This window comes from Micromonospora endophytica, assembly GCF_003236305.1.
In the GTDB taxonomy this organism is placed as follows: Bacteria; Actinomycetota; Actinomycetes; order Mycobacteriales; family Micromonosporaceae; genus Micromonospora; species Micromonospora endophytica.
Genome location: NZ_POTX01000023.1, coordinates 1 through 20,910, shown reverse-complemented (window position 1 = coordinate 20,910; position 20,910 = coordinate 1). Strand labels below are relative to the sequence as shown.

Here is a 20,910-nt window from a genome sequence, read left to right as displayed (position 1 = left end):
GCGCGGCCTCGCCGGATGCCGGCGTCTGGTGGTGGCGTCGGCACGGTGTGGGGTGATCAGGCGCGCGACCACTGCATGCTGTTCGCGGAGCTGCACGTACGCTGCTCCAACGCAGCCCCGGCGGTGGTGGAGCCGCCGACCACGTTCAGGCACTTGTTGCTGTTGATGTTGACCAGGTTGTAGTAGCCGTCGGCGGCCGCCCGCCAGTTGAAGACCTGGTTGAGCCCGTCATGGCAGGTGTACTGGATGACCTGCGCCCCGTCGGCGGTGGAGAAGTTGTTGATGTCGATGCACTTGCCGCTGTTGACGCTCTGCAGGCGGACGTTGCCGTTGCCCGCGTCGAGGAAGCGCCACTGCTGCCACGGGTTGCCGTTGCTGGTCCACTGCCCGATCACGGCCAGGTCGTTCAGGTTGGGCGACTGGACGTCGATCACCTGACCGCTGTTGCGGTTGATGATCCGGTACGACGACGGCGTCGGCGTGCCGCCGCCGCTGCTGAACTGCCACCAGTCGACGTTGAACAGGTTGCCCGAGCCGCCGGTGAACCGCAGGTACAGATCCCGGGTGCCGGTCGCGCCACTGATCGGGCAGGTGGTGTCGACCCAGTTCTGCCAGCCGCCGGTGCCCGACACCCGGCAGGTGCCGACCAGCGGGCCGGTCGCGCTGTCCAGGCGTACCTCGATGTTGCCGCCGGCGGCACCCGAGGCCACCCGCGCGGTGAAGGACCCGGCGCCGGTGCCGAACGCAACGCCCTTGACCTTGATGTAGTCGCCGTTGTCGATCGACCAGACGTTCATGCTGCCGCTGCTGGCGCGCTCGGTCTCGATGCCGGAACCCCAGGCGATGGTCTCGGCCTCCTGCCGGACGAACGGGTTGAGGGTGCCGACCTGCGGGACGCCGGCGGTGGTCATGTTCATCGACGGGATCGTGCCGTCGGCCCGGTAGGTGAACTTCTCCACCGCCACCGAGCGGGTGAAGCCACCGCCGCCGGGAAGCGCGCCGTTGTGATAGAAGAAGTACGATCCGCCGGCGAAATCGATGATGCCGGGATGGTTGGTGAAGCTGCCGCCCTGCCGGGGCATCACCGTGCCGCGGAAGGTCCACGGGCCGGTGGGGCCGGGGGCGGTGGAGTAGGCGATGTACTCGCCGCAGCACTCGGCGGCCCAGATCATGTAGTACGTGCCGTTGCGCTTGTAGACCCAGGGGCCCTCTTCGTAGAGGGTGGGCCGACTGGGGTTGCCGGTGCGGGTGCCGAAGCCGGCGGTGGTCAGCGGGATCTGGGTCAGGCCGCCCGAGTAGGAGATCATGTCGCTGTTCAGCCGCACGTACCACAGGTTGGGGTTGCCCCAGTAGAGGTACGCCTGGCCGTTGTCGTCGATGAACGCGTGCGGGTCGATCTCGGCGTTCTCCAGCAGGGGGCGGCCCAGGGCGTCCCGGAACGGGCCGGTGGGGCTGCTGGACACACCGACGCCGATGGCCATCCGGCCGGTGGCGCGGTTCTTCACCGGCACGTACCAGTAGAACTGGCCGTTGCGTTCGATGACGTGACCGGCCCAGGCGTCGGCGCTGGCCCAACTGAACGTGGCCAGGTTCATCGGCACGCCGTGGTCGGTCCAGTTCACCATGTCGGCGGAGGAGAAGACCCGCCACTCCCGCATGGTGAAGTACGTCGAGCCGTCCTCGTCCCGGCCGGTGTAGACGTACACCCGGCCGTTGTGCACCAGCGGCGCCGGGTCGGCGGTGTAGACGTGCTGCACGATCGGGTTGTCGGCCTTGGCGGGTTCGGGCGACAGCACCGCCACGAGGGCGGCGCAGACACCCAGCAGCAGGGCGATTACGGCTCGCCCGGTGCGGTGAAGCGCGAGGGATCTGTTCATGGTTGCTGTCTCACCTCGTCGTTGCTCGGGGGTTCAGGAAATCGGGGGAAGCCCCATCCGCTCGGACCACGACGTGGCGCGGACGGATGGGGCGGTGTTGCATATCTGCTACGAGGGGATGAGCTGCCACTGCTGCTGAGGAAGGCCGCTGTAGGTCAGCTGGTTGATGTTGGCCCCGTTGGCGGTGCTGCCACCGGCGACGGTGAGGGCCTTGCCACTGAGCCGGTTGGTGAACAGGTAGTAGCCACCGCCCACGGGGGTGATCGCCCAGTGCTGCTGGGGGACGTTGGCGTCGGCCCAGAGGGCGACATTGCCGTTGTCGTCGCGGGAAAGCCCCGCGACCTCCATCAGCTTGCCGCTGTGCACGCCGCGGACCTCGAAGTAGCCGTCACCTGTGGACTCGAAGGTCCACCTCTGGTTGTTGGCGCCGGCCCACTGCCACTGGTGGATGTTGGTGCCGTCGGCAGTGCCCACCCCCGACACGTCGACGGTGCCGCCGCTGTGCCGGGCAGCGATCCGGTAGCTGCCGCTGGTGATCGGTAGCCGGGAGACCAGGGTCGGTATGGCGGTGCGGCCACCGATGCGCAGTTCGCTGACGTTGGCGTAGCCGCCGGTGGCGGCGTTGATCTGAAGCCGCACGAAGCCGACGTTGCGGGGGGACCACTCGGCGACCTTGTAGTTGACGTCGCCGGCCCAGCTGCCGCTGGTGGCCTGGGTGAAGGTGACACCGTCGGTGCTGGTGAGGATGGTGTACGAGGTGATGTCGCCGTTGTTGCCGCTGCCTCGGCTCAACTGCTTGGGCAGATATTCCAGTGTGGACACGTTGCTCCACACCCCGCCGAGGTCGACCGTGATCGACTGCGGTAGGGCCGGTCCGCCATAGGTCGACCAGCACGACTGGTACCACACGTTGTGATGGCCGTCGATGGCGTTCAGTGGCCCCTCGCCCGCGCGGAAGCTCGTCGCGTACGCGTTGACCGGGGTGACCGGATATTCGGCGCGCAGCGGTTGGGGTGGCAGCGGCGGACGGTTGGGGTTCGGATTCCAGGCCCGGCCGACCTCGGCCAGCCGGTTCACGATGTTGGTGTCCAGCACCCCGTTGCGGTTGGGCGGGCAGTTGAGGATGAACGAGGTGTACTTGGGCTCCAGGTCGGCCAGGTGATCCAGGATCGACGACAGGCTCATCGGGTTGTCGACGGGCGTCGACGGGTGCCAGAACCAGCCGTTGCTGATCGTCTGTCCCTGCAACGCCGCGTAGGTGTTGCCGGCCGGTGCCCGGATGCCCAGCGGCTCCTCGAAGAAGATCGCGTCACCGATCAGGGGCTGGGTCAGCCCACCGATGTCGATCATCACGCAGTCCGGTTGCAACGACCGCACCAGGTTGCGGATCTGCTGGTACGGCACGTCCTGCTGGCCCATCTGCCAGGTCCATCCGTCGGTGAACAGGATGTCGATGGGGCCGTAGTTGGTAAGCAGTTCGCGCAGTTGATTGAGGATGAAGGTGATGTCGCCGGGCACGATGAACTGGTCGGCAGGCACGCTGTGGTGAGTGTCGTACGCCTGCACGTCGTAGCTGCGGTCCCAGATCGAGTAGTACAGACCGACCCGTAGGCCACGGGCGCGGAACGCGTTGACGTACTGCGCCACGATGTCCTGCCGGTAGGAGCTGTTCATCACGTTGTAGCTGGTGTGCGCGGTCGGCCAGAGGCAGAACCCGTCGTGATGCTTGGCGGTCAGCACGCCGTACCGCATCTTGGCCGAGACTGCGGCGTCGGCCCACTGGCCACAGTTGACCGCGCTGGGGGCGAACCGGGTCGGGTTCTGGCGCGGGGTGGCCCACTCCTCGTCGGTGAACGTACCCATGTTGAAGTGCAGGAACATGCCGAACCGCAGGTTGATCAGGTTTTCCAGGATGCTCTGCGGCGTTGCCGCTACCGCAGGCGTCAGCAGGCCGGTCGACAGCGGTAGCGTGGTGGCGGCCGTGCCCAGGGCGGTGGCGGCGAGCAGATTACGGCGGGACAGTCTTCCAGGGGACAATGGACCCATTGCTCCTCGATTCCTGCCAGGCTGGCAGGTCCCGGGACGGGGACCTGCCAGCGGCCGGCGCTGGTGACTACGACGTGACGCGGAAGGTGGCGTCCTGGCGGTCGGATGCGGCGGAGCTCGCGCTCAGCTGGTCGATACGCAGCGCGTTGCCGGCGTGCCGCAGGTACCGGTCGGGGAAGTTGTACGACCGGAACGACGACCAGGCGCTGTCGGCCAGGCCGGCGGTGCGGTAGAAGGTGGCGTCGGCGCGGAAGAGGGCGCTGTTGTCGTTGGCGGAGAGCTGCGCGACGTAACCGGCGTGCCGGATGAAGTTGCCGGGGCGGTTCACCGACTCGAAGGAGACCGCGGCCGGGTCGGCCAGGCCGGGAACCATCCGCCAGAGCTGGTCCTGGTGCGGGTCGAACGGGTACGGGTCGATCCGGACGGCGCCGTTGCTGTGCCGGACGAAGTAGTCGGGGAGGTTCGAGGACTTCAACCGGACCCAGTTCGGCAGGCCCCAGCGGTTGACGGCGTTGTTGTATTCGACGTCGGTGATGCCGACGATCGAGCCGTGCTTGGAGTTCAGCGGCGGGGTGTAGTCACGCTGGTTCGCCACCACCCACGAGTTGTTGCCGACGTTGCTGTTGGACCAGAGGTACATGTCGTTGTTGATGGGGCCGAACGAGTCACCCCAGAGCCACCAGCCGCTGCCGTCGTTGCGCGGCACCAGATGCGCGCCCTCGATGGCGGTGCCCTGCCGCAGCCCACTGGTGAAGGTGGTGAAGCTGTTCGGCGCTCCGGTGTTGGACCGGGAGACGTACAGGTTCCCGTCGGCGAGGTTCTTGTAGACCATGTACGTCACGCCGCCGCTGACCCGGATGTCGGCGTCGAGCACCGGGAAGCCGGGGCTGAAGTAGGTCTGCGGCGCGCTCACCGTGCGGAAGTCGCTGGTGTAGTTGATCAGGAACAGGTCGGTGGTGGTGTTCGACGAGTAGACGATGCCGTACTGGCTGCGTGCGGCGTCCCAGAACACGGTCGGCGCCCAGGTGTGCACGTTGCTGTAGGTGTGCATCCGGAGCAGGCGGTACCCGGTGAAGCTGGTCAGGTCCGTCGAGTCCCAGACGTGCAGGTACTGGCTGTTGCGGCCGAAGTTGAGCCCGCGCAGGTCGGTGGCGATGACGACGAAGGTGCCGTCCTGCTTGCGGTAGATGTACGGGTCGCGCAGGCCGAGGTCACCCTGGGTCGGGGTGACGACGGGGTTGTTCTGGTTCAGCGGGCTCCAGTTGAGACCGTCGCGGCTGACCGCGAGGTGCAGGCCGTAGCTGGACGCGGACTGGTTCGGCGTCTCGGTGAAGTAGACGTTGAGATACGCCGTGTTCGTTGCCGCGAGGGCAGATCCCGGGCTGACCGCCAGCCCGGTGGTGGTGAGCGCGCCGGTGGCGAGTGCGCCCAGGGTGAACTGTCGTCGAGTCAACGGCATGGTGGTGGCCTTTCTGGCTGCGGTCGTGCGCCCGACCAGAGGGTGACGGCGGTGTGATCTCCCCATGCAGCGGCCAACCAGGGCCATCTGCGGGGGTCGATGTGAGCGTTAACATACGCCACCCGTAACAAGCCCGCAAGATAGTCGTAAATGGTCTGACGTACGACGAAAGCGCGACCGCGTCGAGTTCCCGTGGTTACGGAAAGCGATGGGGCAGGTCGGCGACTTTCGTAACCCCTGATCGAAAGTAGGCAATGCGATAAGGAGGGCGCTCGCTGCACACCGGGCCGCTGACATTGTCGATCATAAGGTTGACGGCAGTGGCCATCTATGGACTGCCGTCAACCTCATGATCAATGGAGTGCTGGGCCGGGGATCAGTGGATGATGACGGGGGCTCTTGGCTGGTCGTCGGGGGTGGTGCCGGGTTGGTCGTCGAGCAGGTGTGAGCGTTCCCGGCGGCGGGGCAGGAACGCGGCCGGGACGAGGGTGAGCAGGACCAGCGCGAACGCCACCCAGAAGGTGGTGGCGAAGGAGTTGGCGGCGAATTCGAGCCCGCGTGAGACGAGCGACGGGTCCGGAAGCTGCTGCGCCAGCTCTGGCTGCCGCTGGGCGGCGATGGCCAGCCCGGCCTCGGTCACCGGCTCGCCGTTCGGGCCGGTGAGGCCGGGGACCGGCCGGGAGGAGTTCAGCTCGTTGGTGAGGATCACCGACATCACCGCGGCACCGACGGAGCCGCCGATCTGCTGGAGGATGTTCAGCAGGGTGGTGCCGCGGGCCACCTCGTGACCGGTGAGCGTCTTCAACGCCGAGGTCATGATCGGCATCATGGTGCCGCCCATGCCCAGACCCATCACGAAGAGCGAACCGCTGATCAGCACGTACGAGGTGTCCGCGTCGAGCTGGGTGAAGGTGAACATCCCGGCGACGATGAGCAGCAGCGCGAACGGCACGGTGCGGCCCACCGGCACCTTGTCGGCGAGCACACCGGCGATCGGCATGGTGAGCATCGCACCGATGCCCTGCGGCGCGATCAGCAGACCGGCCTGCAGCGTCGACTCGCCGCGCACCTGGAGGAAGTAGCTCGGGAAGAGCAACCCGGCACCCATGAACGCGATGATGAAGACGAACATGGTCACCGCGGCGACGGTCAGCCTGCGGTTGCGGAACAGACGCAGGTCGAGCAGCGGGTGCTGGGGCCGGAACGAGTGGCGGACGAATGCCAGCACCAGCGCCGCACCGACGAGCATCGGCCCCCAGACCTCCGGTTCGGCGAACGTGCCCGCGTCGGGCAGCGAGGAGACGCCGTAGAGGAAGAGGGCGAGACCGGGGGAGAGCATCAGCATGCCGAGGAAGTCGAAGGACTCGGACGGCTCGGGGCTGTCCTTCGGCAGGGCGAGCTGGGCGTAGACCAGCGCGATGACACCGATCGGCAGGTTGATCAGGAAGATCCAGTGCCAACTCGCCACGTCGATCAGCCAACCACCGAGGATCGGGCCACCGATCGGGCCGAGCAGCATCGGGATGCCGAGCACGGCCATCAGCCGGCCGATCCGGTGCGGCCCGGCGGCCCGCGTCATGATCGTCATGCCGATCGGCATGAGCATGCCGCCACCGAGGCCCTGCAGGACCCGGTACGCGATCAGCTCCCCGATCGTGTCCGCGGTGGCGCAGAGGCCGGACCCGATGGTGAACAGCGTCAGAGCGATCATGTAGAGGCGTTTGGTGCCGAACCGGTCGGCAGCCCACCCGCTGAGCGGGATCACCGTGGCCAGCGCGAGCGTGTAACCGGTGAGCGTCCACGCGACGCGGGCGTACGAGGCGTCGAACTCGCTCTGGAAGGTCGGGATCGCGACGCTCACCACCGTCACGTCGAGGATCGACATGAGCGCGCCGAGCACCACGACACCTGCCACCTTGAGCACGGCGGCGTCGAGCTTGTCCGATGTCGCGGCCGGCGGCGGTGCCGCGACAGGTTGCTGTGTCACGAGGTCTCCTGATGTCCGATGTGACCCGACGGGTGCGGCGGTGACGGTGGGAGCGACTGCCGGTGCGCAGCACCAGTCCAGGCCCGCACGAAGATTAGCCAGCACCACCGACGGTGCGCGGCCGGATTATCGGCTACCGACGGGTTCGTCAGGTGTTCCTCGTCACCCAGTGGGGTCGGGCGAACGCTGCCAGCGCACCGTCACCTCGAACTGACCCTGGACCCCGGTACGCGCGATCACCGCGTTCGCGTCCGCGGTCAACTGCACCCCGAACTTGATCTCGACCTCGTCGGGCCGGTGGGCCATGGACTGGAACTGGGCGAGGGCGACGGAGGCGGCGTCGCGTACCTCCTGGAGCGCCCGGTCGAACGTCACCCGCGCCTCCTGGACGACCTTGCCCGCGTTGGCCGCTGGCGTGACGCCGGGTTTGCCGTCGACCTCGACCACCACCGAGCCGCCGGCGTCGAGCGGAAACCTGCGTAGCTGTGTCATCTCTCACGTCCCCTGTCGTTCGGTCGGCGGCGCTGCCGGATCGCAGCCCAGATCCATCCACTCGGCATCCGGCACGGCGGCGGCCACCCCGTCGAGTTCGGTGAGCAACGCGTCAAGCCGCTCAGGCCGTTGCAGATAGACGAGCACCGCCCGCTCGAAGGCCGTGGCCATCGCGGCCGGCAGCAGGTCCGACGCGTCCCGGCACAGCGTCCCGGCGCCGAGCCGAGCCGAGATCTTGGCGATCACCGGGTCCGTGGGGGTGCCGACCTGGCCCCGGCGGGTGAAGAACAACCCCCCGCTGGACTCACGCCAGATCTGCTGCGCCCGCTCCGAGGCCAGGTAGGCCATCAGCTTCCGGGCCGGCTCGGTGTCCTGGAACATCGCGGCCACGTCGTCGGAGACCTCCTGGAGCGACGCCGTCTCCGCCGACCCGATCGGTGGCATGGGGAAGAAGTCGAACCCTCCCGGGGCGACGTTCGGCAGCGAACGGTAGCTGCGGACCACGAACGAGCCCTGATGGTCCAGGTGACAACCGGGTGGGGAGGCGAACAGGCCCGCTCCCGCCTCCACCCAGGTGGAGAAGAGACTGGCCCGGGCGGTGTCCTGGGACGCGGCTGTCCCCAGCAACTCGGCCCAGGCCCGCCAGGCGTTGCGGACCGGTGCGGAGCGCCAGGCCAGGTCACCCCGGGTCCACTGCTCGTACGCCTGCTGCCCGGACTGGTGCAGCAGGATGTCCTCGATCCAGTCGGTGCCCGGCCATCCCGAGACCGGTGGCGAACTCATGCCCAGACACCAGGACACCCGGTTGTCGGAGCCGAGCGCAACCAACTCGTCCCAGGTCTTCGGGGGCTGCGGGTGGCCGAGTTCGGCCAGCCGGGCCGGGGCGTACCAGAAAACGCTCTTGAGGTGGGTGGCGACGGCGACGCCGTACACCTGCGCCTCGTCATCCGGCGCGGTCTTGCCGGCGATCCGGATCAGCTGCGGACCCGCACCCGGGTCGGTCCGCTCGACGATGTCGTCGAGCGGTCGTAACGCCTCCTCGTTGACGTAGCGTTGCAGGTCGTTGAGGCGGGGCACGATCGCGACGTCGGGTGGCCGCTGCCGCTCGATGCCGGCCTGGAGCACCTGACTGACGTCCCGGTGGCCCTGATAGTCGGCGCGGATGCCGGTGTCGGCCTCGAACCGGTCGAGCACCGCGCGGAAGGCGGCCTCCTCCGCACCGGTCCAGGAGCCGAGGACCGTCACCCGCCCGCCCGGCTCGCCGCCGAGGCAGCCGGTCAGGCCGGTGCCGGCCAGCAGCGCCGTGACCAGCACCAGCGCGATCCCTGCCGTACGTCTGCGCTGAGTCATGTCGCCCGCTGTCCGTATTCCGCCAGGCGGGGCGCGAACCCCGCGAGCACCAGCACCACGATGCCGAGCGCCAGCACCGGCAGGACGAAGGCCACCCAGTCGTTGCCGGCCGCCCGACCGGCACGCGCCATCGTGTCGGCTTCCGGGTCGACGGAGTCGCCCGCCGTTTCCGTCGGCACGGTCCGGGAGTCGGAGTCGAGCCCGGCGAGGACCGTCGCGCACGCCTGCGGGCACTCCTTGCGTACCTCGTCCGCCAGTCTCCCCGCCGCCTCGGCAGCCACCTCCTGAAGCTGTTGTTGCCGGCTGTCGTGAACCGCCTGGATGTCCTGCCGGACCTGATCCAGATGCCCACCCGCCCGCAGGCTCAGCGAGGTCAGCGCGAGCATCCCGACCGTCGCCACCGTGGCCAGCAGGAGGGCGAGATTCACCGTCCGCCGGAACCGGCGGGACAGGTATCCCTGCGCCAGCACCAGCAGCGCACCGAGAACCAGCAGCGGAAACAGCCAGAAGAGCGGGGCGAACCGCTGCGTCCAGCCGGCGTCCACCTGCTGGTCCAGCACGGCCGACTGCTTCTGCCGCAACGTGTCGAGCAGCGCCAGGATGTCGTCCAGCAGGCTGGACGCGTCCCGCAGCGCGGCGGCCCCGAGCGCCCGCAGGTCGGCGTCCCGGTAGCGCGCGTCGGCCTGCCCGATCAACCCGGTGTACGTGACCAGGAGCGCCTCGATCGTCTGGATGTCCCGGGTGCCGCCGTCGCCGGCCGCGTTGTTCTCGGCCACCAGGGTGAGGTACTGACCGGCGCCGGCGATCTGGCGCTGATATTCCACACCCGGCCCGCCCAGCACCGTACCGCCGCTGGCGAGGTTGCGTACCGCCGCGGCGTGCGCGCTGCGCAGCGCGTGCTGCGTGTCGTAGACGGCGAGGATCGCCGGCACCGACCGGGTGGCGGCCGCGTCGGCGGTCCGGGCCACCCCAAGAAAGATCGTCAGGCACCCGGCCAGGGCGAACGCTGTGGTGACGAGCAGCGACATCCGCAGCCGCAGCAGGTCACGTCGGGTGGTGCTGAGGCGCCGGGCCGGCGGCCGGGGATCGCTTGTCGTCGTCACGTCCCCGCCCGCCCCACCGCCTCGGCGGTGCCCAGGTCGGCGTTGCACTGCTCGCAGTAGTCCGCGTCGGCGGGCGACGGCCAGCCACAGGCGCCGCAGAGGCGGTGCACCTCGGCCGGTCCCGGCCGCACCGGCGGCCGTGGCGCGTCAGGGTAGGACGTCTGACTCGAGTTGACCCAGCTGACGTTCATGTCCATCCGGCTGAGATTGGGCTTGAGCCGCACCAGACCATCAGGCTCGATCTCGACCAGGTACCGCAGTTGTTCCAGGGCTGGTTCGTCACGGGTCCGGGTGGCCAGCTCCACCGCGCGGACCCACTGGGCGTGGGCCTCGATCAGGTCGCCCCGGTCGTACGCATCGCAGCCGGCGTTTATCGCCTGCCGCACGTCCTCCTGCCCGGTCACCTGCGAGACATCGGAATCCAGCCGGGCCGACTTCACCAGGTCGTCGGTCCAGTTCACCAGCACCGCCGTGGTGGCCGGCCGCACCTGGCCGCCGACCACCAGCTCGACCCGGGCGGCCAACCGATCCTCGTTCAGGAGGTCGTCCGGCGCGGTGACGTCCAGGCGGAGATGGAAATCGCGGCGTTCCGCGCCCCATGAGCCGGTGGTGAACTCGACAGTGCGCTCGTCGATCTCGGCCGCGCGCTCGCTGAGATCCATCAGGGCGGGCCTGGCCTGCTTGAAGAAACCCACCCGGGCGTACGGCAGGGTCTGCACCCGGATCCGTACGTCGGGTTGCAGCTTGGCCAGGGCGGTGCGGATCGTCTCCCGGAAGCCCGCCTCCAACTGGGCCGGCCGGCGCACCGCCTCGGCGGTGCCGCTCAGCACGGTGGCGATATGGATCAGGTCACGGGGACGCCACCCGTCGCCGATGCCCCGGGTGTCGCAGACGAACCGGCCGACGCAGGTGTGCAGCACGCGGTCCAGCTCCGCCTGCGTCTCGTGCTGGTTGATGCCGTCGGTGAGCAGCAGCGCGTGGCAGATCGCCGACGGCTCGGTCGGCAGCAGGTCCCGGGCCGCCGCCAGCCAGCTGCCCATGGCGGTCCCGCCGCCGGCACTGAGCCGGGCGACCACCGCCTTGGCCCGCCTCCGGGTCTGCGCCGACGCGACCGCCAGTCCACCCTGAGGCGGGTAGACGACCCTGGCCTGGTCGGTTCCCTCGATCACGGCGAATCGGACCCCGTCGGGCAGCACGTCGACGGCGGCGGCGGTGGCCTGTCGCGCCGCCCCGATCTTGGTCGCCGGATCCGCCATCGATCCGGAACAGTCGATCACCAGCACCTCGGCCAGGTGGGACGGATCCGACCGGGGCGGCTGGTCGTCGCCCTCGGTCGTGCGTTGCCCGGTGACCGAGAGGATGGCGTGCATCTCTGTGCCACCCACCGGTAGATACCTGTTCTGGCTGACCTCCAGGCTGAACTCCACACCGGCGTCCACTGATCACGCTCCCCTCGGAGATCGGTCGGTCACCATCTGGTCCGGGGCCGTACCGCGTTCGCCCGGTCGACAAGCACGTGGTGGTCCTCGGCCCGGTGTGCCTGCTGGGCGAGGGCCCGGTACGACCTGTCCAGGAGTGTCCGCACACCCCGCTCGGTCAGTGGCGCGCCGAACACCGGACCCGGGACCAGCCCGGTGCCCGCGCCGGAGCGGAGCACGTCGAGCGTCACCTCCCGGATCGCCGCCGTGAGCCGCTCGCGGGCCTCACCGTGCCGTTCGCCGCCGTCGAGGTGCAGGGTGGCCAGCCGGTCGACGGCCTCGTTCAGGTCGCGGGTGGTGGGCAGGTCGACAGCGGCAGGTCGCCCGCCGGCCAGCCGGGACGAGAGCACGCGTACCGCGGCGATCCGGGCGGCGTCGTGGTGGCGGGACAGCGCCGGGACCTCGTCGAGGATGGCGACGGCCCCGGCCCGGTCGATGGCCGCCAGTCGCAGCCGGGCCAGCCCGAACGCGGCGCTGGCCTGGAACGGGTCGCGCCGCCAGACCGCGGCGTAGTAGCGGGCCGCCGAGGCATCGTCGCCGAGCCGCTCGGCGCAGTAGGCGAGGGCGAGCTTGGGGGCGATCTCGCCCGGGATGTCGGCGTAGACCGTGTCGAACTCCTTGGCGGCGTCCCCGATCCGGTCACCGACAAGCATGAGCAGCGCCCGGTGCCAGGCGAGCCGCCAGTCCGCTTCCGCCCGGGTGCCGAGCAGGGTGCCGGCGGCGGCCAGGGCGGCGGCGGCCGAGTGGACGTCGTCGAGCGCGAGGTGGGCCCGGCAACGACCGAGTTCCACCTCCACCGACTGCTGCGGCACGGTGGCCAGCTTGTTGAGCAGGCTCTGGGCGTCCGGTGCCTCGATGGCGCGCAGCTCGTCGGCGGCCGGGTCGTCCGGGTCGGGGCGCGGCACCGGCAGGCCGAGCGCCACCACCCGGGCGGTCGGGCACCCGTGGTCCAGCACCACGCCGTCCTGCTCGACGGTCCAGGTGTCCAGCGGCAGCACCACCCCGAGACCCGCGTCGAGCAGCCGGGCGGCGGGCTGGAAGAGCGAGACCGGCTCGGCCTGGCGCTGGTCCGGAGCACCCGCCAGGATTTCCCGCAACACCCCGAGCAACTGCTCGGACATCTCGTGGGCGGTGGCGAACCGCCGGTTCCAGTCGGGATGGGTGGCCCGCGCGACGAGCCGCCGGAACGACTCGACCCCCAGCGCGTCGTCGGCGGCGCCGGGAGTGTCAGGGCCGGGTGTACGGTGCCGGAACAGCTCCGCCAACGTCCTGCCGAACGCGAACAGGTCGGAGCGCGGGGTCGCTCCCCGTTCCTGGAGCTCCTCCCGGGTGACCATGAAGCCGGTGGAGCCGACGAGCCCGGCGTGGCCGCCGTCGGCGCGGCGGACCCCACCCAGGTCGATCACCTTGATCCGGTCGGCGGTACGCATCACGTTGTCCGGCTTCATGTCCGTGTAGAGGAGTCCGCGCCGGTGCAGGTAGTCCAGCGCCGCCAGGATCTCGTGGCCGTAGGCGAGGATGTGGTCCAGCGGCAGTGCGACGTCCGACTGCCGGGGGTCCTTGGCGGCGTTCAGCAGGCTGCGCAGCGACATGCCGTCGAGGTAGTCCATGACGATGTAGCCGGTCGGGCCGGTGACCGGGTCGTCGTGGGTGGCGAAGTCGATGCTGCGGACGATGTTCGGATGGTCCAGCGAGTTGAGGAACCGTCGTTCCTGCACCGCCGCGGCCAGTGCCTTCTCGTCGTTGGCGTGCAGCACGCCCTTCAGCGCGACCTCGATGTGATCCTGATGGGCGTCCTTGGCCAGGTAGATCCAGCCCTGGCCGCCCCGGGCCAGACAGCGGACCACCTCGTAACGGTCGGCGACGACAGTGCCGGGATCCAGGCCGGGCAGGAAACGGAACGGGGTGCGGCAGCGCGGGCAGAAGCCCTTGACCAGGCCGGGTCGACCGGCCCGGCTCCGGCCGACCGGGTGCCCCTTGGCGCAGAAGCGCTCCTGCTCCGGCACGTCCAGCGGCTGGGTCGTGGCCTGGCCGGCGGAGAAGGTGAGCACCGGCAGGGAGACGAGACTGGCCACCAGCCAGCTGTCCTGCTGGGACGATCGGGTTGCCACCGGCCGTGCCGTCCGCCCGACGCGCGCGGTCGGCGGAGCCTGGGCCAGCCCGCAGCGGTCGCAGTGACCGGTCGCGATGACCGTACCGGTGCAGCCGGCTGTCCGGGTGCAGGCGGTCAACGCACGATCCTTTCCGGCTCGCCGGTGATCCGAGCCACCAGCGCGTCGCTGTATCGCCGTACCGCCGCGTCGGCGACACCCAGGTCACACTCACCGCCGAGCAGCAGCTCGTGCGCCCGCCGGTAGAGCGGGCTCAGCAGGGGGTCCTCCGTCAGGCCGTGGCGAACCGCCAGGGCGAGGAAGCCGTCGAGTCGGCCACGCAGCTCGGACCAGCGCTCCCGGATCGCGTCGAGCTGTTGGCGGACCGCCTCGGCCTTGCGTAACGCCCGGTCGGTCGCCCGTTCGGCGGAGGCCAACCCGGCGGGCAGGGTGGCCGATGTGTCGGCTGTGGCGGCGGCCCGCAACGTGGTGAGCAGCACCCGCAACCGGGTTGCCCGGGACGGCACCCGGGGCACCTCGGCGACAAGTGCGGCGAGTTCCCGGTGGGCGCGCTGGGCGGCCTCCTCGGCGGCGGCGAGGCCGGCGACCCGCCGTGCCAGCAGGGTGAGGCGGTGTGCGACCGACTCGCTGCTGAAGGTCAGCAGCAGCCGCAGATCCCGCGCGGCGGCCTGGTCCACCATGGGAAGCACCACAGTGGAGAGGAGCTTCTCCGGATCGTCCGCCTGGTCGATGTTGTTGATGATCAACGCTTGGGGTGGCGTCTCAAGGCTCTGGCCGCTGCCGGTCCGGTCGGCCTCGCCGGCCCAGTCGGCGATGCGCTGGGACACCTCGCGGGTGCTCTTGCCGGCCACGTCCACGGCCAGGTCGATGCTGCCCACCGGCAGCAGGGCGGCCTGATCCGCCGGAGCGCTGGTCGGGCCGGCGGTCGGGCGGAACTCGCGGCTGGACGAGACGGCGGCCTGACGCACCGCGGCGGCGATGCCGGAACCCGGATCACCGATCACCAGGATCAACACGTTCGCGGGTATCCGGCCGTGGAAGAAATCGGCGAGCTGACCGGCGATGGACCGGTCCACCGGACCGTGGTCGGGCCGCAGGAAGTCGCGGTCGACCGATGGCACCCCGGACACCCAGACGCGGATCCGAGGCAGGTAGCGCAGGATCGTCTCGACCGGGATCATCCAGGACAGGCCGCTGGCCGGGGCGTGACCGGCGACGGCGACCTGCTCGCCGTCGCTGTTGTCGTACGCGCTGACCACCATGCCGACGACGTGGCCGGTGGTCGCGTCGACCACCGCCGCGCCGCTGAAGCCCTGGATGATCTGGGGGCCGGTGGTCGAGGAGTCCATCTGGACCCACTCCCGGCCGGCACCGGCCGGCCCGGCGAGCCGCGCCCTGACGTGCAGGCCGTGCTCCACGGTCTCCGGGAAGCCACACACCACGACCCAGCGACCCCAGGGACGCACCCGGCGCAGCGGCGCGAACGGACCGCGGGACAACGGTGCCGCCAACTCCAGCAGCGCGACATCGCCGCGACCATCGTCGGTGGGTGGTGCCCAGCAGCCGGGCACCACCCGGGCCGAGACCTTCGGGCTGCCTGGCTGGCCGACGAGGTCGACGTCGACCGGCCAGCCGGGGGCGGTGTCGCAAGGGTCGGTCGCGCCCGTCTCGCGGATGACGTGCGCGCAGGTGAGCACGTGACGCTCGTCCACGGCCATGCCGGCGCCGACCACCCCGTGCGAGCCACGGATGCGGACCGGCCACGGCTCACGGCCATAGTCGACCATCACCTTGCTGAGGGTAATTGAAGCGTACGTGATCCGTTGTCCCCGGCGGTCCAGGGTGGAGCGGCGCGAAGACGCCGTCGGCGGCGGTCAGGACGGTGCCGGCTCCGAGGCGGTACGAGGGCCGTGCACCAGCCCGTCCCAAGCGGCCATGGCGCAGTCGACGATGCCGTCGAGCTGGTCGGTGCTGGCACCGTCGCGGGCCTGGACCGCCATGCCCTGCGCGACCGCCACCACGAACCGGGCGAGCGCGTCCGGCGCCACGGTCCGAGGCAGGTCACCCTCGTCCCGGCCCCGGACGATGCGGCGCCGCACCTCGACGATGTCCCGTTCCCGACACTCGGCGAGGAAATGCCCCACCGCGTCCGACTCGGGCAGGTTGCCGTTCCCGGCGAGGACCACCAGGCAGCCGGTCGGGTTCGCCGGATCGGGGTAGCTGCGCGCGTGGTGGCGCAGCATGGCCTCGACCGACTCCCGGGTGGTGCCGTCGCCGTTCAGTGCCGCCTGCGGCCCCTGCCCCTCGGTGGTGTTGTAGAGCGCGACGGCCGCCCGGAACAGCGCCTCCTTGCTGCCGAAGGCGGCGTAGAGGCTCGGCGAGTTGATGCCCATGGCCGCGGTGAGCGCGGTCATCGAGGCGCCCTGGTAGCCGTGGCGCCAGAAGACCTCCATGGCCCGGCGCAACGCGACGTCCCGGTCGAAGCTGCGGGGGCGTCCTCGCTGTGCCATCCCGGTGCTCTCTCCTCGCGACTCGTGGGCAGGTGCGCGGCCTAGTCTTCCACCAGCCGCAGACCGATGATCCCCGAGACGATGAGCGCGAGGAAGAACAGGCGTGCGGCGCTGATCCCCTCCTGCATGGTGACGACCCCGGCGAGGACGACGCCGACCGCGCCGATGCCGACCCAGATGGCGTACGAGGTGCCGACCGGGAGACTCTTCATCGCCCAGGCGAGCAGGACGAAGCTCAGCGTCGCGGTGGCGATCGCCAGGACCGAGGGCCAGAGCCGGGTGAAGCCGTCGGTGTGTTTGAGTGCGCTGGCCCAGACCACCTCGAGCAGTCCGGCCACGACCAGAGCGAACCAGGCCATCGAGCGCTCCCCTCAGGCGGCGAAGCCGCCGTCGACGGCGATGGCGGTGCCGGTGATGTACCGGCCGCCCTCGCCGGCCAGGTGGCTGACTGTCGCCGCGATCTCCGCCGCCGCCGCGTACCGGCCGAGGGCGATGAAGGAGCGTTCGTGGTCGGCGCCGTCGCCGTCGGCCGGGTTCATGTCGGTGTCGGTGGAGCCGGGATGGACCACCGTCGCGGTGATGCCCCGGGGTCCGAGGTCGCGGGCCAGGCCCCGGGTCAGGCCGAGCAGCGCGCTCTTGGTCATCGCGTAGAGGCTGACCCCGGCGTACGGCACCCGCTCGGCGAAGCAGCTGCCGATGTTGATCACCCGTCCTCCCGGGCCCATGTGGCGGACGGCTGCCTGAGTGGCGAGGAAGACCCCGCGTACGTGCACGGCGAGGGTGTGGTCCAGTTCCGCGAGACTGACCTTCTCGACCGGCCCGTACGGGAAGATGCCGGCGTTGTTGACCAGGATGTCCAGCCGTCCCAGCTCGGCCACCGTACGCGCGACCGCGCCGGTGACCGACGCGGCGTCGGCGCTGTCGGCGGCGATGGCGAGGCCCTGCCGCCCGGCGGCCTCCACCGCCGCGACCACCTGCTTCGCCTGCTCGGCCGCGGCCTGGTAGGTGATCGCCACGGCTGCGCCGTCCTGGGCGAGTCGGGTGGCGATCGCCGCGCCGATGCCCCGGCTGCCGCCGGTCACCAGCGCGATCTTGCCCGCGAGTCCGGTCATGCCGACCCTCTTTTCTGTGTCGATCGATACAATATTCGAGAGCATAGCGGACCGGACAGTGGTGGTGTGTCCTCAGAAGAGAGTGGTGGGTGCCACCGGGATCGGCTCCGGCAGCGGCGCCAGGCCCGGCACGCGGGCGCGCACCTCGTCATGGAAACGGCGGGCCAGCGTGGGCGCGTCGGCGTTGTCCGGGGTGTGGATGAAGACGGTGGGTGACCGGCCCTCGCGCAACCAGTCCACGGTGATGTCGAGCCAGCGCTGCCAGCCCGCGATGGTCCGCTCCGGATCGTCCCGACCGAGATAGCGGACGATCGGCCGGTCGGTGAGCGCGACCGTACGCAGCGGCAGCCGCGGCTTTTTCGTCCAGGCGTCCCGCTCGGCGTCGCTGGTGGGTGGATCGGTGAAGAACGCCGTGGTGTCGAAGGGGATCCACTCGGCGTCCACGGCCGCGAGCGTCGTCTCCAACTCCCGCGCGGATCCGGGATCGGTGAAGAACGCCGGATGGCGAACCTCCACGGCGCAGCGGTGGGTGCCGGAGAGCCGGCGCAGGAAACGGCCGAGCGTGGGCACGTCGGCCGGGCCGAAGGAGCCGGGCAGCTGCACCCAGAGCGCGTGGACCCGGGGACCGAGTGGCTCGACCGCGTCCAGGAAGGCCCGCATCGGCACGTTGACCTCGGTGAGCCGACGTTCGTGCGTGACCACCTTCGGCAGCTTGACCACGAACCGGAAATCGGGATCGGTCTGCGCCGCCCACGAGGCCGACGTGTCCCGGCTCGGCGTCGCGTAGAAGGTGGTGTTGCCCTCGACCGCGTCACACCAGCCGGCGTAGTGCCGCAGCCGCTCCTGCGCGGGCAGGGGATGGGGCAGCAGCCGGCCCTGCCAGGACCTGTGTGTCCACATCGCACATCCGACGTGCAGCCGCATCCGTTGCCTCGCCTCCCACCACCGCCCCGGGCCCTGCCGGACGTACCGTATCCGCAGGCCCGGCCCGGCTGCCCGGGTCAGTGGGTGGTGGATCCGTCCGGCGAGCAGGACGCCGCGAAGTCGAGGATGCGCTGATTGACCAGCTCCGGCCGCTCCAACGACAGACCGTGGCCGGCACCCGGCACGATCTCGGTACACCGGCTCTTCTGCGCCGGCACCGCGCCGGTGCCGGTGGTCAGCCGGCGGCGCGTTCGACAGTGAGGCTGGCCACCCCGCCGGGGGAGTCGATGTCGTAGCGGTCGGTGGCCGACGGCCACTGTGGTGCGGTGAAGGTGCTGCCGCCGGCCACGCCGGAGTGGGTGGTGCCGTCGATGGTGACCGAGCCGGCCCCGCCGCCCGCCCGCACCTGCACCGGCGCGTCGCCGGCCAGCCGTACGATCACCTGGCTCGCCCCGCCACTGAGGACGGTACGCAGGGTGTCCGTGGCCGGCGGGAGGGCCAGCTCGATCCGGGTCGCGCCACCGCTCAGCTCGACCTCGGCGAGCTGAGCCGTACGCAGGTCGAGGTGCTGTTCCTTGGCCCCACCGGCGAGGCGGACGTGCCAGCGCACCGACTCGTGCAGCACCACGTCGACAAGGGCCGGTCCGTCCTGGCCGGTGTCGCGCAGGCTGGTCAGCAGGGTGCCGTCGGTGACCGAGACCACCGGACGGAGGGCGGCGTCCTCAGGTGTGGAGACCCGGTACGTCTCCTGACCCAGGTCGGCGGTGCGCAGCCGGATCACGTCGGCGCCGTCGAGCAGCACGAAGGTGGCCTCGCGCAGCTCGGTGGCGCCGGTGACGACGTGGCCGCTCCGGGCGTCACCGCGTACGGTCACCCAGGTCCAGTTGGCCACCAGCACCACCACCAGCAGCACCAGCGCCCCGAGCAGCCACCACCGCCAGCGTCGCCGGCCGGTCGGCCGCGGCGGTGGCACGTCGTACACCTGCCCCTGCATCGGCACGAAGTCCAGGTCGATAATCGGCGGAGCCTTCTCCATGTCGCCTCCCGCACCGTGTGACCCTGGGGGCTACTACCCATCGGGCCCGTCACCGACTCTTACGGACCGGACGCCGCAAGGGCTCACCGCCGATCGACGGTGAGCCCTTCGCGTGCCGATGCCGGCTGACCTCAGGCGCGGGACCACTTCTGGTTGGGGGTGCCGGCGCAGTCCCAGAGCTGCAGCCGCCCGCCGTTGTTCGGGTTGTTCTCCCGTACGTCGACACAGCGGTTCGCGCTGAGGTTGACCAGGTCTCCGGCGGCGTTGAGGGTGAAGCGCTGGGCCGGGTTGCCGTTGCAGGTGACCAGGTTGACCTCGGTGCCGTTGGCGGTGCCGGCCCAGGCCGGGTCCATGCACTTGCCCATGGCCCGGACGGTGCCGTCGGCGGCGAAGGTCCACGCCTGGGCGGCGGTGGTGTTGCAGTCCCAGATCCGCAGCGGCGCGCCGTCGACCGGGTTGGAGTTGGGGATGTCGATGCACCTGCCGCTCTGCTGGCCCCGGATCCGGGTGGTGCCGGTGTTGCCGTCCGGCACGTAGCCGTAGACGCGGACGTAGTCGACGAGCATCTGCTGCGGGAACTGGGTCGAGCCGTCCGGGTAGCCGGGCCAGTTACCCCCGACCGCGACGTTGAGGATCATGAAGAAGGGGTGGTCGAAGACCCAGCGGTTGCCGCCCAGCCGGGCCGGATCGACCCGGAAGAACTCCTGGCCGTCGAGGTACCAGCGGATGACGTTCGGCTCCCAGTCCACCCGGTAGGTGTGGAAGGCGTCGGCGAGCGGCTGCCCGATGGTGCGGCTGCCGGTGATCCCACCGCCACCGGAGTAACCCGGGCCGTGGATGGTGCCGTGCACGGTGTTCGGCTCCCGGCCGACGTTCTCCATGATGTCGATCTCGCCGGAGCCCGGCCAGCCGACGCTGCCGAAGTCGCTGCCGAGCATCCAGAACGCCGGCCAGATGCCCTGGCCCCGGGGGATCTTGATGCGCGCCTCGAACCGGCCGTACGCCTGGTTGAAGGTGGCGGCGGTCAGCAGCCGGGCCGAGGTGTACTCGCACCGGCCGTAATGGCACTGGTAGTTGGCCGGATTCTCCCGGCGGGCGGTGATCACCAGGTTGCCCTGGCCGTCGTGCACCGCGTTGCTCGTGCTGTTGGTGTAGTACTGCCGTTCGTTGTTGCCCCAGCCGTGGCCGCCGATGTCGAAGCGCCACTTGGACTGGTCGACCGGGGTGCCGGCCGGGGAGTTGAACTCGTCCTGCCAGGTGAGCCCGCCGATGGCGGCGGCGGCCGGCGCGGACTGGACGGGTAGCAGCAGCGCGCTGGTGACGAGCGCCGCGGCGAGGCCGGCGGCTGCCCGCCGGAGGCTGCGGGAGAGGGTGTGCACGATGGATCTCCTCGGGGGTGGAGGGGCGGATGCGCCGGTGAGGCGG

The 20,910-nt window shown here is 70.4% G+C and carries 17 protein-coding genes; all 17 read right to left on the bottom strand.

Annotated elements, in window-relative coordinates:
• Positions 1 to 56 precede the first annotated feature (56 nt).
• A complete protein-coding gene (locus tag C1I93_RS05760) occupies positions 57 to 1,877 on the bottom strand; it encodes a family 43 glycosylhydrolase (protein WP_111242173.1) in 1,821 nt (606 codons plus the stop codon).
• Positions 1,878 to 1,985: 108 nt separating this feature from the next.
• The gene (locus C1I93_RS05755) at positions 1,986 to 3,914 is read right to left on the bottom strand and encodes an alpha-L-fucosidase (protein ID WP_220039554.1); all 1,929 of its coding nucleotides are present in this window, start codon (positions 3,912 to 3,914) and stop codon (positions 1,986 to 1,988) included.
• A gap of 76 nt (positions 3,915 to 3,990) precedes the next feature.
• Positions 3,991 to 5,382 (bottom strand): glycoside hydrolase family 43 protein, encoded by a 1,392-nt coding sequence (locus tag C1I93_RS05750; protein ID WP_111242171.1) that lies wholly within the window; start codon positions 5,380 to 5,382, stop codon positions 3,991 to 3,993.
• 376 nt (positions 5,383 to 5,758) lie between these two features.
• Complete coding sequence (locus C1I93_RS05745) at positions 5,759 to 7,369, bottom strand: DHA2 family efflux MFS transporter permease subunit (protein WP_111242170.1); 1,611 nt, start codon at positions 7,367 to 7,369, stop codon at positions 5,759 to 5,761.
• Between the two features lie 162 nt (positions 7,370 to 7,531).
• Positions 7,532 to 7,861 (bottom strand): CU044_2847 family protein, encoded by a 330-nt coding sequence (locus C1I93_RS05740; RefSeq protein WP_111242169.1) that lies wholly within the window; start codon positions 7,859 to 7,861, stop codon positions 7,532 to 7,534.
• Between the two features lie 3 nt (positions 7,862 to 7,864).
• Entirely contained in the window at positions 7,865 to 9,211 is a 1,347-nt protein-coding gene (locus C1I93_RS05735) for an ABC transporter substrate-binding protein (protein WP_111242168.1), read from the bottom strand.
• The gene (locus tag C1I93_RS05730) at positions 9,208 to 10,314 is read right to left on the bottom strand and encodes a GlnX family signal transduction membrane protein (protein WP_111242167.1); all 1,107 of its coding nucleotides are present in this window, start codon (positions 10,312 to 10,314) and stop codon (positions 9,208 to 9,210) included. The genes C1I93_RS05735 and C1I93_RS05730 overlap by 4 nt, the downstream gene beginning before the upstream one ends.
• A complete protein-coding gene (locus C1I93_RS05725; RefSeq protein WP_111242166.1) occupies positions 10,311 to 11,753 on the bottom strand; it encodes a VWA domain-containing protein in 1,443 nt (480 codons plus the stop codon). Before C1I93_RS05725 ends, C1I93_RS05730 begins: the two co-directional genes overlap by 4 nt.
• A gap of 29 nt (positions 11,754 to 11,782) precedes the next feature.
• On the bottom strand, positions 11,783 to 13,903 hold the full coding sequence (locus tag C1I93_RS05720) for a serine/threonine-protein kinase (RefSeq protein WP_146603432.1): 2,121 nt from the start codon (positions 13,901 to 13,903) through the stop codon (positions 11,783 to 11,785).
• 116 nt (positions 13,904 to 14,019) lie between these two features.
• Positions 14,020 to 15,690, bottom strand: coding sequence for a S1 family peptidase (locus C1I93_RS05715; protein WP_111242164.1), 1,671 nt, complete (start codon positions 15,688 to 15,690; stop codon positions 14,020 to 14,022).
• A gap of 87 nt (positions 15,691 to 15,777) precedes the next feature.
• The gene (locus C1I93_RS05710) at positions 15,778 to 16,413 is read right to left on the bottom strand and encodes a TetR/AcrR family transcriptional regulator (protein ID WP_111242163.1); all 636 of its coding nucleotides are present in this window, start codon (positions 16,411 to 16,413) and stop codon (positions 15,778 to 15,780) included.
• A 41-nt stretch (positions 16,414 to 16,454) separates the two neighbouring features.
• The gene (sugE, locus tag C1I93_RS05705) at positions 16,455 to 16,772 is read right to left on the bottom strand and encodes a quaternary ammonium compound efflux SMR transporter SugE (protein ID WP_111242162.1); all 318 of its coding nucleotides are present in this window, start codon (positions 16,770 to 16,772) and stop codon (positions 16,455 to 16,457) included.
• A gap of 12 nt (positions 16,773 to 16,784) precedes the next feature.
• On the bottom strand, positions 16,785 to 17,525 hold the full coding sequence (locus C1I93_RS05700; protein WP_111242161.1) for an SDR family NAD(P)-dependent oxidoreductase: 741 nt from the start codon (positions 17,523 to 17,525) through the stop codon (positions 16,785 to 16,787).
• A gap of 72 nt (positions 17,526 to 17,597) precedes the next feature.
• The gene (locus tag C1I93_RS05695; RefSeq protein ID WP_111242160.1) at positions 17,598 to 18,449 is read right to left on the bottom strand and encodes a DUF72 domain-containing protein; all 852 of its coding nucleotides are present in this window, start codon (positions 18,447 to 18,449) and stop codon (positions 17,598 to 17,600) included.
• Between the two features lie 77 nt (positions 18,450 to 18,526).
• Positions 18,527 to 18,667, bottom strand: a complete 141-nt coding sequence (locus C1I93_RS05690) for an alpha/beta fold hydrolase (RefSeq protein ID WP_212808605.1) — start codon at positions 18,665 to 18,667, stop codon at positions 18,527 to 18,529.
• Between the two features lie 17 nt (positions 18,668 to 18,684).
• A complete protein-coding gene (locus C1I93_RS05685) occupies positions 18,685 to 19,485 on the bottom strand; it encodes a hypothetical protein (RefSeq protein WP_111242159.1) in 801 nt (266 codons plus the stop codon).
• Positions 19,486 to 19,616: 131 nt separating this feature from the next.
• Positions 19,617 to 20,864: a glycoside hydrolase family 16 protein gene (locus C1I93_RS05680; RefSeq protein ID WP_111242158.1), complete on the bottom strand. Its 1,248-nt coding sequence runs from the start codon at positions 20,862 to 20,864 to the stop codon at positions 19,617 to 19,619.
• Between the last annotated feature and the right edge of the window lie 46 nt (positions 20,865 to 20,910).

Coding starts and splice junctions, on each gene's coding strand:
- C1I93_RS05760 (WP_111242173.1), bottom strand. CDS start 1,877: ATGAACAGATCCCTCGCGCTTCACCGCACCGGGCGAGCCGTAATCGCC.
- C1I93_RS05750 (WP_111242171.1), bottom strand. CDS start 5,382: ATGCCGTTGACTCGACGACAGTTCACCCTGGGCGCACTCGCCACCGGC.
- C1I93_RS05740 (WP_111242169.1), bottom strand. CDS start 7,861: ATGACACAGCTACGCAGGTTTCCGCTCGACGCCGGCGGCTCGGTGGTG.
- C1I93_RS05735 (WP_111242168.1), bottom strand. CDS start 9,211: ATGACTCAGCGCAGACGTACGGCAGGGATCGCGCTGGTGCTGGTCACG.
- C1I93_RS05715 (WP_111242164.1), bottom strand. CDS start 15,690: ATGGTCGACTATGGCCGTGAGCCGTGGCCGGTCCGCATCCGTGGCTCG.
- C1I93_RS05710 (WP_111242163.1), bottom strand. CDS start 16,413: ATGGCACAGCGAGGACGCCCCCGCAGCTTCGACCGGGACGTCGCGTTG.
- sugE (WP_111242162.1), bottom strand. CDS start 16,772: ATGGCCTGGTTCGCTCTGGTCGTGGCCGGACTGCTCGAGGTGGTCTGG.
- C1I93_RS05700 (WP_111242161.1), bottom strand. CDS start 17,525: ATGACCGGACTCGCGGGCAAGATCGCGCTGGTGACCGGCGGCAGCCGG.
- C1I93_RS05695 (WP_111242160.1), bottom strand. CDS start 18,449: ATGCGGCTGCACGTCGGATGTGCGATGTGGACACACAGGTCCTGGCAG.
- C1I93_RS05685 (WP_111242159.1), bottom strand. CDS start 19,485: ATGGAGAAGGCTCCGCCGATTATCGACCTGGACTTCGTGCCGATGCAG.